A 13338-nucleotide genomic window follows, 5' to 3' on the forward strand; every position below is an offset into this window, starting at 1 on the left:
GGAGTGGATATATATGGGGTTTAATAGCTTGAATACACCTAGTCGTACGATTATGACACCAGGTCCAGTTGAGGTAGATCCTCGTGTGTTGAGAGCGATGAGTACACCTATATTAGGTCAGTTCGATCCAGCTTTTACAAAATTGATGAATGAAGTCATGGAAATGATTCGTCAAGTCTTTCAAACAAAGAACCGTTGGGCCTTTCCGATAGATGGTACTTCAAGAGCAGGAAACGAAGCGCTCTTAGCAAGTATTATTGAACCTGGTGATAAAGTGTTTGTTCCGATTTATGGGCGCTTCGGGCATTTACTTGTGGAGATTTGTGAAAGGTACGGTGCTGATGTCTATTCGATACAATGTCCTTGGGGAGAGGTATTTGACCCAGATGTAGTTATCGCAGAAATGGAAAAAATCTCACCTAAAGTGGTTGCTATTGTCCATGGTGAAACATCTACAGGGAGAATGCAACCTTTAGAAAAAATCGGAAAGGCTTGTAGAGAACAGGATGCGATTCTCGTCGTAGATGCAGTCGCATCTATTGGTGGCGTAGAGGTAAAGACAGATGACTGGTTTATAGATGGGCTAATAGGGGGAACGCAAAAATGTTTATCCGTTCCTGCTGGGATGGCACCCATTACATTTAACGAGCGGATTGAGAAGCTTATATTAGAGCGGAAAAAGGTAGAGGCAGGTATTGCAACTGCAGAAGATGAGCAGTATCAACGTAGTCGAATGGCAATTGCAAGTAATTATTTTGATCTCGCCATGCTTATGGATTATTGGAGCCCAAGGAGATTGAATCATCATACAGAAGCGACATCGATGGTTTATGCGCTCTATGAAGGTTTACGACTTGTGCTAGAAGAGGGGTTAAAGCCTCGTTTTATCCGCCATCTCCTTCATGAAAAAGCTTTGGTGAAAGGTATTCAAGCAATGGGGTTAAAGCTATATGGTGATTCTGAACATAAGCTTCCATGTGTGACATGTATAGAAATCCCTGCTGGTGTTGATGGTGAATCCGTACGGAAAATGTTGCTTAAGGAATTTAGTATAGAAATTGCTTCATCTTTTGGGCCATTACAAGGGAAGATTTGGCGTATTGGTACGATGGGATATAGCTGTCGAAAAGAAAATGTGCTTGCTGTTCTCGGCGGATTAGAAGCAGTCCTTATCCGTCACGAAGTCCAAGTAAATCGCGGCGAGGCGCTTCAGGCAGCAATGGATATATATGCAGCTGAGGAATCAGCTATGACGATACTTTAAATAAACAGGGAGGTGTTGGTTTTGGCTACATATGATCTCATTATTCGCAACGGCAATGTTGTTTTACCTCATGAAGTGAAGAAAACCGATATAGCCATTAAAAATGGTATCATTGTCGCCATTGAGGAAGGTATTACAGCCACAAGTAAAGACGAGAAAAATGCGGCAGGTTATTATATTTTTCCAGGTATGATAGATATTCATGTTCACTTTAATGACCCAGGCAGAGACGAATGGGAAGGTTTTGAATCGGGTTCTCAGATGATTGCTGCAGGAGGAGGAACAACTTTTTTTGACATGCCCTTAAATGGGATTCCTTCTACTACTGATTCGCAGGCATTGTTAAATAAAGCGGAGATGGGAGAAAGTAAGTCAGTTGTGGATTTTGCTTTATGGGGTGGCCTTGTTCCAGGAAATATCCTGGAGCTGAAGGGATTAGCAGATAATGGGGCAATAGGTTTTAAAGCGTTTTTATCTGAAAGTGGAAATGAAGAATTCGAACGTGTTGATGATTTAACATTAATTGCTGGCATGAAAGAGATTGCTTCATTGAAAAAAATACTTGCACTCCATGCGGAAAGTGCGGCAATGACAGATTTCTTAACGAAGGAGAAAGTGACGAATGGTCAATTAACTGCGGATGATTATTTAGCATCTAGACCGATCGCCGCAGAAGTGGAAGCGGTGGAACGTGCCATCGCATATGCAAGAATAACGGGCTGTCCTCTTCATTTTGTCCATATTAGCTCTGAGGAGGCTATTTTAAAAATTACAGCTGCCAAGGCAATGGGACTAGACATTACAGTTGAAACATGTGCTCATTACTTATTGTGTAATCATAATGATTTGCAAGACAAAGGAGCGGTAGCCAAATGCGCCCCGCCATTACGAAAAGTGGAGGAGCAAGAGAAATTGATTCGTTTATTAATAGAAGGCGCAATTGATATGGTCTCCTCCGATCACTCACCATCACCTTATCTGTTGAAAGATCCAACCGTCCATCATTTATTCTCCGCTTGGGGTGGAATTAGTGGCGGGCAATTTACCCTTTTAGCATTAATTGAACTTGCAATAACCTATGACATTCCTTTTTATAAAGTGGCGGCACTCATAGCAGGTAATCCAGCTGACAGATTCAATTTAAATACAAAAGGGCATATCGAAGTGGGCAAAGATGCTGATTTAACATGGATCTCACTTGAAGAATCCTTCACTGTTGCAGAAAAGAATTTCTTCGCTAAGCATAAGCACAGTTTGTATATGGAGAGAACTTTCCCATGTGCAGTCAAACTTACGATGAACAACGGAGTAGTAGTTTTTGAAGACGGACAATTAGTAAACATGAGAAATAGAGGTCATTGGCTAAAGCCAGAGCAAACGAAAATGGGGACTGGTAGTTAACTACATCGCTGTAAGAAATTCATTTCTATTGTCAGAAAATCTAACACACTAGTAGCGGAAAAGGAGAAAATGGAAGATAATACATTTTAAACCTTTAGCAGCTGAGTGAAAGAGGTGTGTGAAGATGGATAATATTCATCAAATATTCAAGGCATCGCCTACAAAAGGTGATGTGTTAGCGACAGTGATTCAAGTGAATGGGTCTGCTTATCGAAAAGAAGGCACAACCATGTTAATCAAGCAATCTGGTTCAACTATTGGTGTCCTTAGTGGAGGATGCTTGGAAGAAGATATTAAGTATAGGGCAGAAACGCTAATCGATGGTCAATCAAAATCTTTTTTATACAATTTAAAAAGTGAAGATGATCTTGGGTGGGGACAAGGTTCGGGATGTAATGGTGAAATTCGTGTCCTGTTAGAGAAGATTGATGCAAGTTATCAAGCTCATCTAGAAAAGGTTAATGAACAGCTTTTACAAGGACGATCTATTTTAACAGTAAAGAAGCTTTCCGAGGATTATGAGGTTATAGGTTACACAGTTATCGTTGATGATAATAACTATTGGACCAAAGCATTAAACATAGATGCCAATATGGAATTAAAAGAGATGAAGAGTGGTATCCACTACTCAAAAGAGCTATCTATTTATTGTTATTTTCAGTGGTTTCATCCAAAGCCTCGTCTTTTTATCCTTGGTGCAGGGGAAGATGGCGTCCCTCTTTGTGATTTTGCTCATAAAACAGGCTTCCATGTAACAGTAGCTGACTGGCGTGAAGCTTTATGTAGTAAAGAAAGATTTCCTCAAGCAGATCGTTTATTAATAGGTTTTCCACATGAAGTGTTACCAAAAGCGCTTCATCCCCAAGACCATATTGTGATTATGACCCATCATTTTGAACGAGATAAAGAAATTTTACAATATGTGCTCAATCGACCATTTAAATATATAGGTATCATTGGTTCTAATAGACGGACGATGAGGTTATTAGAAGGGGAATCTGTACCATCGAATGTCTACACGCCTGTTGGTTTATCGATTGGCGCAGAGGGACCTGAGGAAATTGCGATTAGCGTTATGGCACAATTAATTGCGGTTAAACAAAAGGTGGTTACGGAAAATGGAAAACAAGCCAATTGTAGGACACTTGTTTATAACAAATAAAGGGAGCTAGGAAATGTAAAAGGAGAGTAGTTATCATGAGGATATTAGAAACAACCGTTGCTTCGCCTACTACCATTGAGGAAGCATGGACAATGTGGAAATCATATGATGAGGCGATCACATTTATCGCTGGAGGCACATTTTTACAAACCAAATGGGAAAAAGGGGCCGCCGTTCCTTCAAAAATGCTTCATCTAGGTGGCATTTCGGAATATAAACAAATCTACATGGCCACGGAAAGTCGGATTCACATCGGTTCTTTTGTTAAGCTAGCGGAATGCAAGAATCATCCTCTGATTATTAAAAAACTACCCCAATTATCACAAACGATTGAGAAAATCGCTGCGCCTGCTGTTCGAAACTTAGGTACGATAGGAGGCAATATTGCCAATCAGGTGGGTGATACAATCCCCCTTTTACTAGCCCTCGATGCAGAAATACTATATTTAAATAAAGATGGAAAACAGAGAATAGATTTGCAGGATTGGTCAAAAATGACTGAAGATTCTATTATATTAGAGGTTATTATTCCATTTGATAATAGAGAAAGCTATTTATTTACTAAAAAAATCGGTCGCAGGGAGGCATTCTCAACATCTGTTGTTACATTGGCTGGCAAGTTAACAATAAAGGAGAATCAGCTATGTAATGTTCGAATAGCAGCGGGTGGCGGGGAGACACAACCTATGAGGTTAAGAAATGTAGAATCTATTTTAAAACATGCACCAATTGTGGATTCAAATATTTTGAAAAAGGTGTATCAAACGGTAATGACAGAGTATCAGCCAGTTGAAGATGCTTTTTATTCGAGTAATTATCGTTTGAAAGTAGCGAGTAATCTCTTAATCTCAGAATTAGAAAAATGGAGTGGAGAATATGGCGGATTATACAAGTAATTTATCGTCTTCCCGTCCAAGGCCGGATGGAATGGGAAAAGTAACTGGTGGATTAAATTATTTAACAGACTTGCATGTTCCAAATATGCTTTATGGAAAAGTGCTGCGTAGTGAGTACCCTCATGCGAAAATTCAGCAAATAAATATTGAAAAGGCAGAACAATTATCTGGCGTCCTAGCCGTAATAACAAGTAAGGATGTACCTGGATTAAATGGATTTGGTCTGATTACGCAAGATCAGCCTGTCTTTTGTGATCAAGTTGTTCGCTATGTAGGTGATGCGGTGGCAGCAGTAGCGGCAATCACTCCTGAAATTGCTGCAAAAGCACTTAAACGAATAGAAGTAATCTATGAACCATTACCGATTATTGATGACCCCGATGACGCAATGAACCCTGATAGTATCCCATTACATTCTGGTGGCAATATCCTTCATGAAGCATCTTATGAAAATGGTGATGTTGATGAAGGCTTCCAATTATGTGAGGTTATTATAGAAGAAACCTATCTACTGCCCCGGCAAATGCATGCTTATATGGAAACTGAAGGTGGGGTTTTTGTCCCAGAAAAAGATGGCAGGCTGTCTGTATATGCGGGCACGCAGCATGGCTACAAGGATAGACTACAATTAGCGAGAATATTAAATTTACCAGAAGAGCGTATTCGTGTAATTTCAAGTCCGATGGGAGGGTCATTTGGCGGTAAAGATGAGTTGAATATTCAGCCTTACGGAGCCATATTAGCATTGAAAACAGGAAGACCGGTGAAAATTCATCAATCGCGGAGAGAATCAATGATCTCTGGTATTAAAAAGCACCCAATGAAAATTACGATGAAAACAGGAGCTAAGAAAACGGGGGAGATTGTTGCTCATGAAGTAAGAATTATTGCAGATACAGGAGCCTATGCCACACTTGGTCCAGCTGTATTAGATTTTGCAGTGGAACACGCTATTGGCCCTTATGCCATACCAAATGTAAAAACAAAAGGTTACTCTGTTTTTACAAATAATGGTGTGGCAGGTGAATTCAGAGGGTTCGGTGGTAATCAGATTACATTTGCTCTAGAAGGGCAAATTGATCGGTTGGCAGATGGCTTACATATGTCACCACTTGTATTAAGAAAGAAAAACTTGCGACAAGGAACAGATCCTGGTCCAGTTGGACAAATTATTGCACCGACTAATGGAGATGCGCTTGTTTTAGATGAGATCGCGCAGTCACCGCTATTAGCGATAGATAAAAGTGAGAGCGACAATCCATGGAAGAAAACAGGAGTAGGGTTAGCGCTAACCATGCATGGAGGAGGGTTAGGTTTTGGTAGATTGGATCCTTCTGGTGGAAAAATTAGTCTGAACCATGAAGGGAAAATAGAGATCGCCTTTGGATTTGAAGAGGTAGGTCAAGGTTTGTTAGCGGTTATTGAAAATGTAACAACAGAGGCTATCGGGTGTTCTTCAGAGGATTTACACATTGTAATAGGGGATACAGACAAGGTGCCACATTCAGGTTCTTCCACAGCATCAAGAGGCACGAGCATGATTTGGCACAGTTTACAAAGGCTAAAGGGGCCCTTTATAGAAAAACTATTAGATACAGCAGCCAAAATATCAGGTTATCAAAAAGAACAATTATATGTTGGAGGGAAGGGTATTTGGCTAAATGGCCAAAGGATACTTACTTTTGAACAGCTTTTTCTTGAGAATGAACCCATTAGTATAGACACAAAATTCGACTTTCCAACCACGCCAAATAGTATTCCGGGTGGTCATTTCTTGTACTCATTTGCAGCGGTGGCAGTGAAAGTAGAAGTCGACCTTATAACAGGAGCGATCAAGGTTACAGATATCGATCAAGCTGTTTCTGCCGGACCTGTTGTGAATCCTACTGGTTATATTGGGCAAATCGAGGGCGGTACGATTATGGCGCTAGGCTACACATTGTTAGAAGAAGCAGCCATGAAGCAAAGTCGCTATACTGCAGAAAACTTTGACACCTATATTCTGCCCACGATCCAAGACATTCCACCAAAAATGAATGTGAGAGCAATCGAGGACTTATGGGAAGGAGATATATATGGCCCAAGAGGCGTTGGGGAGATCGGAACAGTAGCATTAGCTCCTGCAATCGTAAGAGCCATCTATGATGCGACGGGGCATTGGGTGACGAAATTACCTGTCAGTCGAGAAGAAATATTACATGCGAGGGAGAGGGTTTTTTGATAGAAAAGGTAAAGGTGAATTTGCAAAAAATCAATATTTCTTTCACTGTTAATGGTGAACAGCAGAAACTACAAGTTGAAGCAACAAAAAGATTAGTTGATATATTACGTGAAGACCTCTCATTAACAGGCGCCAAAATCTCTTGCGAAATTGGTCGATGCGGTGCCTGCTCTGTAGAAGTAGACGGTGAACTCGTCAACTCTTGTCTCATGAGAGCTTATCAACTGAACGGAAAGAGTATTCATACGGTTGAAAGCTTAAGTGAAAATGGCCTGCATGAAATTCAAAAGGCATTTCTAGAAGAAGGTGGATTTCAATGTGGCTATTGCACACCGGGGATGATTATGGCTGTGAAAGCATTATTAGAGAAAAACAAGAAACCAACAGATGAAGAAATATTAGAAGCACTCTCAGGAAATATATGTCGGTGCACAGGTTACGCAGGCATTATCCGAAGTGTGAAAAAGGTGATTCAAGCGATATAAGTATGTCTTAAAGGAGGAATTGAGGGCTCTATCTAGGCTAACGGTGAAATCCTTGCAGTCAATAAGCCAAAAAAACAAAGAGGTCTGCCTCGAAATGTGAATCGAGACAGACTCATCCCAAAAATAAGAAATCTGCTTAAAATCGACCTGAATCGAGTCAGGCCCACCAAAACGAAATAGAGTATCTCGAATTGCATCTATCAGATCAAACAAATTGCAAAGCCAATACTCTCCATTTTTCACAGTCCACCGTCCTCTCTTGAGCATTATCAAAAATAAGATGTGTATTCCTCAAATCATTGTTCTCATTAAAGGTTGTCCATAATGGTTTCAAATAGTGTTTCTCCTGGCTACACAGTAAGAATGAACTCACCCTCGGTATGGTTGTTTCCCTTCTAAAGCAAAGAAGGCGCCAGTTCCGGAAACCTCGTAACTTATTAGGAGCGTAGGTTGATTGGTTGGATAACTGTTTGCAGGTATAAATAATCATCCCTCTAGGTCATTATCGCCAGTCCCTAAGTTTTCATCAAGATTACGTGTGGAGAAGTATATTTCGTAACGAGCTTCCGAGGGATTCGTAATGTCATAGATAAATAGTCTCTATTCTTGCAAAGAGTTTATGAATCAGGATCAGTTGAATAGTAAAAATGAATGATTTAGTTAACAATTTTTCCCTCAATAGGTTATAATTATATTTGAATGTTAATTAAAATGTTTAGGAGAAAGACAAATGAAAGAAATACAATGTTATAGATTCGAATCAGAGATTGAGGCAGATATAGATTTAGTTTTTGAATGTCTTAATAAAGATCAACATGTATTAAAATGGAATACACAAATCATTGAAAATCATTATGATGGAGCTGAAAGTGATTTAAAAGAAGGATCGATGTTCACTACAAGGCAGAAAATTGGAAAAAAGGTGTATGAGTTACAAGCTGTTTATTCTAAGTATGATCCACCTTTTTATGCTGTAGTAGAGACGAAGACGAAAGAAGGAATAAGTAGGACAGAATACATTCTCGAAATCCTCCCAGAAGGAACAAAGTTTATAGCGAATGTTACATTGATTCCATCAAACTGGATATATAAATTAGTTACAAATATGATGAAATGGTCATTTAAATATGTTTATGATGAGCAGTTTAATCAATATATAGAATATATCTATCAAGTTGAATATGAGAGAAGATGAATAAACTGAGAGTAGCCCTTTTTCTGGCTACTTTTTTTATGATAAAAAAAAAGTAACAGCTTGATTGTACGCTAAAGCCAGTTCATATAGAGGATGACCCTTTTACATGTTACTTCGTATAGGTCTATAGGGAGGAGGATTGTGAAAACTAGTGAGCATAGGAGAGGGAATTTATCTTGTATTTGAAAAAAATTAAAAAAAGAAAGATAAGAGCTAATAGTGAAAAATAGCTCTTATTCACATTTACTGAGTAAATATTATATTTTCTATTTCTTTAAGAATTTCAAAAGCCCCTTCTGATTTATTTGAGCAGACAACTATGGTAAGAGCTTGTTTTGGATAATGTACTGAACGATAATTTACTCCTGGATCATATCCCATCTGAATATATTTCACGATACCCAGTTCATTTGCTTCCATATAACCACCGTAACCGTAAAAGATATCTTCTGACACGTTTACTTGAGGAATCAATAAGTTGCGAGTCATATCTTTTGTTAAGAGTTTGCCATTCATTAACGATTCCCAGAATATCCCCATATCAATTGCAGTAACATAGGCACCGCCATCAGGTCCACCTTTTACAGGTAGAGAAAAAATATTCGATCTCAACGTTCCATCTGGTTTTTCCAAATATCCCAATGAAACGCTTTCGGGTAGTTCATCCATTGAAAAATATCCGGAGTCAGTCATGCCAGCTATTTCAAAAATATTTTTATTGATATAGTCAACAAAATTCATGCCACTGATATGTTCAATAATAAGGCCTAAAATAATATAGCCAGTATTATTGTATTTAAAAGGGCTATCCACTTTGGTTTTCATTTTTTTATATTGAAACATTGGCAAAAAGTCTTTTACAGAACGAATCTGATACATTGGCCTATCTTTCCAAAGGTCTTCATAATCATCCATTTCATCTTCGTCAAAATAATCCGGAATGCCAGATGTATGAGTTAGTAAATGATGAATGGTAATTTCTTTATCAAAATATGGAAATTCAATATCTAAACAATCGATGATTTTCGTGTCAAATGTGATACTACCTTCTTCTACCAACTTACAAATTGCAACAGATGTAAAGATCTTACTACCAGATGCAATTGAAAAGCGAGTATGTGAATGATTTTTGATTTTTTCAGAATGGATTGCGTAACCAAAGTTCTCTGTAAATATTGTACGATCATGCTTCTGTACACAAATACTCCCGGAAAATTGCACTTCCTGTTGCTTTTTTGTTAGACTATTCCATTTCGTTTGTTTATCCAATTTTAATTCCTCCTGAATGTGTATTTCATGAATTCATTTAATGAGGCACATTCAATTAACTTCTTCAATTTTGATAAAGAATCATTTTACTCTCCTCCTTCTCTTTTGAGCATAGCATGTTTCAATTTGTTAATACGATGATATATATTAATTTTATATAAAAATAGACAAAAAGAGCAGGAATTCATAGAGCAGATAAGTAGATTCAAACGCTACTCACTCAATACATAATAGAAATGACATTCAGTACCAAGGAGGCAAGTTTGTTGAACAAAAGATAATAGCTTTGTCATGTTTACAAAAATGTATAAGGTTTATAGAGTTTTGTACTAGTAAAAAAACTTTATATTTCTTTTCGTTTTAAGTCTTGTTACTCTGATTATATCTTGCAAAATGATAACAGATGAAACTAACCCCGCTTCTAACCGTATATTAGTAAAATCAGTCAGAAGGAGAATAAAGATGGATATAGATTTACCAATACCAAAACAGAGATTATCTAAGAATAGTATAAAAGCGATGCTAATTAGTGAACTAATTGGGAATGCGATATGGTTGCCAATTCTTGCTATACTTTTTTACGTTGACGCTCGATTTGATTGGTGGGATTGGGTAGGATGGGTTCTATGGGTTGTCCTTGGTCTTACTGTTTTATCTATGATTTATTCGTTAACGATTCAACCCTACCTATTATATAAAAACTTCCGTTATGAAGTAGATGAGGAATTCTTGCAGATTAAGCAAGGAGTATTTATAGAAAAATATGAATTAGTACCAATGACAAAGATTCAATCTGTGGCAACGAATCAAGGACCAGTTCAGAGAAGGTATCAATTATACGGTCTTTCTGTCGAAACGATGAGTTCAACCCATACAATCCCTATGCTATCAAAGGAAATAGCGATGCAACTGAGAAATACGATTGCTTATTATGCAAAAATAAAGGAAGTAGATGAATAATGGATTACAGACGATATTCTCGCTTAACCATTGCTTTTCATATATGGGGTGTTTTGAAGTTTTTCTTTTTTGCTTTTCTTTACTTATTTATTTTTAATCGAGAGGCCGATTGGATTGGTTACGGTAGAATTATTGCCGCCATACTTCTTATTCTTTCTATTATTTTTGTTATCTTTAAATGGCTGACTACAACTTATAAGATAGATGAGGTCGCTTTTTACTTACGTGAAGGCTTTTTCACAAAACATAAACGAACCATTCCTTTTAGTAAGGTTCAAAATGTAAATAGACATACGACTTTTCTACATAAGTTAATAGGAAAGACCTCCTTGAAGTTTGAGACAGGTATGTCTGGTGAAGGTGGGACAATAAAATTCGAGGTGCTTTCTAAAGAAGAAGCGGACCATTTGGAAGACTGGATAGAAAAAAGTACACGTAATATCAAAGTGTCCGAAGGTGAAGAGGAAAAGGTAGAAGAATATATAGAAGATAGAAAACTGCATTTTGCTGCCAGCAAGAAGGATATTATAAAAGCTTCAATGACGTCATTAAGCTTTTTGCTTTTAATTCCTGCTTTAGGCTCACTGTTTTTTATGATCAATGATTTTATTAATGTCGAGAAAGAAGCGGAAGGTGCCATTCACTTTATATTAAGTGCCTGGTGGTTAACGGCACTTGTTGTTATTTTTCTTATTGTGGCTTCAACCATATTTGGCATGATAAAAACATATATAAAATATGGTAATTATCGAATTTATTCAGATGTTGATAGGATTTATATCTCTAGAGGCGTACTAGATGAAGTCAGCTTTTCTATTTCGAAGGAAAAGGTCCAAGCTGTCGAAATAACGCAAACGTTAATGAAAAGAATTTTACGTATTGCAGAAGTGAAACTAACGAGTGCTGGTCAGACAGGAGGAGGAGGCGGGGATTCCTCAATGGAGACAAGCTCTTTGTTCCCTTTTTTACCGCAGAAGGATGCCTTTCGTCTAATATATGAAATATTACCAGACTATGAAGTAGAAGAAGAGATGCACAAGCTTCCGAAAAATGCTCTTTTTGCCAGGTTGTTGAAACCTAGTTGGCTCTGGATCATTGCAACGGCATTATTATATTATTTCCAACCAAATGTGTTAAATATGAATATTCCATGGTGGTTGTTTTCATTGCTTGTACTTATTTTAGTTGTTTTACTAAGGTTCCTAGATTACTATAATAGCCGCTATGTGTTGAATGAGCGTTTTATTCAATTAAAGACTGGGAGCTTAGCGACGACGTTATTTCTAACTAGACGTGATAAAGTGATTGAAATTGAAATGAATAGGGGACCCCTCGAGAAAATACTAGGCATTGCTAAGATTACGACTATCAATCGAGCGCAACCTGTGCGACACACTCACATGTATGGTGTACCCGAATCCTTCCGTTTAGCGTTTTATCAATGGTATAAGAAGAGAGGATCAGAAATTGAATTAAAACAATAGATAGGGTGAATGTAAAATGAAAGCCGTAGTGATAGAGTCGTATGGTTCCTCAGACGTATTACAAGTAATGGATATAGACATACCACGGCCTTCTGCTCATGAAGTGCTCATAAAAGTGGATAAAACAAGTGTGAACTACGCTGATATTAAAAATCGCCAAGGGTTGAAGAAGAAAATAGAAGGTCCCACGATTCTTGGCCTTGAAGCGGCAGGAACGATTGCCGAGGTAGGTTCTGAAGTCAAAAAATTTAAAGTGGGGCAAAGAGTAGTAGCTTTTCCTGAAAAAGGATCTTATGCGCAATATACTGTGGCAAACGAAGCACTTACATTTGCCATCCCAAACGAGATTGATTTTACTACTGCAGCAGCAAGCCCTATTGTTTCCTTTTTATCCTACCAATTATTGAAGGACATCGCACGAATGCAATTAGGAGAGACTGTACTCATTCATGCAGCAGCTGGTGGTGTAGGCTCTACAGCCATCCAAATGGCAAAGGTATTTGGTGCGAAAACTGTAATTGGCACTGTTAGTAGGGAAGAGAAGTTTTCCACTGTGTTGGCAGCAGGAGCTGATTTGGCCATCACGTATGAGGATTTTTCTTCAAAAGTAAATGAATACACCGATGGAGATGGGGTTAATCTTATCTTAGATTCTGTTTCTGGCTCTGTATTTGAGGAAAGCTTTGCATGTTTAGCTCTATATGGAAAGATTGTGCATTTTGGCAATACGAGTAATCAAACGGGTAGGATCCCAACAACTGCTCTCCATAGCAGTTGTCGTTCAGTCCTTGGCTTTAGTTTTGGTACGACAAGAAAGAAAAGGCCAGATACAATCAAGCCCGTTGCGGATGAAGTATTTAAGTTATTGGTAAACGGGGATGTCCAAGTGAAAGTAGGGGCAGAATACTCCTTGTATGAAGTGAAAAAAGCACATGAGATGATAGAGAATAGAGAGAATAATGGGAAAATCGTTTTAACAGTATCCTAGAAGAGGAGTGTTT

The 13338-nt window shown here is 38.1% G+C and carries 11 protein-coding genes; 10 read left to right on the forward strand and 1 reads right to left on the reverse strand.

What is annotated here, in order from left to right; translation table 11 throughout:
- Positions 1–13: 13 nt before the first annotated feature.
- The 7 genes from MKY26_RS21385 to MKY26_RS21415 all read left to right on the forward strand — a co-directional run bounded on the left by MKY26_RS21385 (position 14) and on the right by MKY26_RS21415 (position 8624).
- Entirely contained in the window at positions 14–1264 is a 1251-nt protein-coding gene (locus MKY26_RS21385; RefSeq protein WP_341098573.1) for a pyridoxal-phosphate-dependent aminotransferase family protein, read from the forward strand.
- A gap of 21 nt (positions 1265–1285) precedes the next feature.
- Positions 1286–2665, forward strand: coding sequence for an allantoinase AllB (allB, locus tag MKY26_RS21390; protein WP_341098574.1), 1380 nt, complete (start codon positions 1286–1288; stop codon positions 2663–2665).
- Positions 2666–2789: 124 nt separating this feature from the next.
- Positions 2790–3827, forward strand: a complete 1038-nt coding sequence (locus MKY26_RS21395) for an XdhC family protein (protein WP_341098575.1) — start codon at positions 2790–2792, stop codon at positions 3825–3827.
- 35 nt (positions 3828–3862) lie between these two features.
- Positions 3863–4723: an FAD binding domain-containing protein gene (locus MKY26_RS21400; RefSeq protein WP_341098576.1), complete on the forward strand. Its 861-nt coding sequence runs from the start codon at positions 3863–3865 to the stop codon at positions 4721–4723.
- Complete coding sequence (gene pucD, locus MKY26_RS21405) at positions 4704–6944, forward strand: xanthine dehydrogenase subunit D (RefSeq protein WP_341098577.1); 2241 nt, start codon at positions 4704–4706, stop codon at positions 6942–6944. The genes MKY26_RS21400 and pucD overlap by 20 nt, the downstream gene beginning before the upstream one ends.
- Positions 6944–7429 carry a (2Fe-2S)-binding protein gene (locus tag MKY26_RS21410; protein ID WP_341098719.1) on the forward strand — a complete coding sequence of 162 codons (486 nt, stop codon included), beginning with the start codon at positions 6944–6946 and terminating at the stop codon, positions 7427–7429. Before pucD ends, MKY26_RS21410 begins: the two co-directional genes overlap by 1 nt.
- A 730-nt stretch (positions 7430–8159) precedes the next feature.
- A complete protein-coding gene (locus MKY26_RS21415; RefSeq protein ID WP_095370529.1) occupies positions 8160–8624 on the forward strand; it encodes an SRPBCC family protein in 465 nt (154 codons plus the stop codon).
- Positions 8625–8867: 243 nt separating this feature from the next.
- On the opposite strand, the gene MKY26_RS21420 is transcribed toward MKY26_RS21415, so the two are convergent.
- Positions 8868–9893 carry a serine hydrolase domain-containing protein gene (locus MKY26_RS21420; RefSeq protein ID WP_307314983.1) on the reverse strand — a complete coding sequence of 342 codons (1026 nt, stop codon included), beginning with the start codon at positions 9891–9893 and terminating at the stop codon, positions 8868–8870.
- Between the two features lie 462 nt (positions 9894–10355).
- Between MKY26_RS21420 and MKY26_RS21425 the strand changes: the two genes are divergently transcribed.
- From MKY26_RS21425 to MKY26_RS21435, 3 genes are read left to right on the forward strand one after another with little or no spacing between them, the layout of a single operon-like run.
- Complete coding sequence (locus tag MKY26_RS21425) at positions 10356–10853, forward strand: PH domain-containing protein (protein ID WP_095370527.1); 498 nt, start codon at positions 10356–10358, stop codon at positions 10851–10853.
- Positions 10853–12337, forward strand: coding sequence for a PH domain-containing protein (locus MKY26_RS21430; protein ID WP_328198423.1), 1485 nt, complete (start codon positions 10853–10855; stop codon positions 12335–12337). Before MKY26_RS21425 ends, MKY26_RS21430 begins: the two co-directional genes overlap by 1 nt.
- 16 nt (positions 12338–12353) lie before the next feature.
- Entirely contained in the window at positions 12354–13325 is a 972-nt protein-coding gene (locus MKY26_RS21435) for a quinone oxidoreductase family protein (protein WP_341098579.1), read from the forward strand.
- Positions 13326–13338 lie beyond the last annotated feature (13 nt).

It is taken from the genome of Cytobacillus sp. FSL R7-0680, from assembly GCF_038009245.1.
GTDB classification, from domain to species: Bacteria; Bacillota; Bacilli; order Bacillales; family Cytobacillaceae; genus Cytobacillus; species Cytobacillus kochii.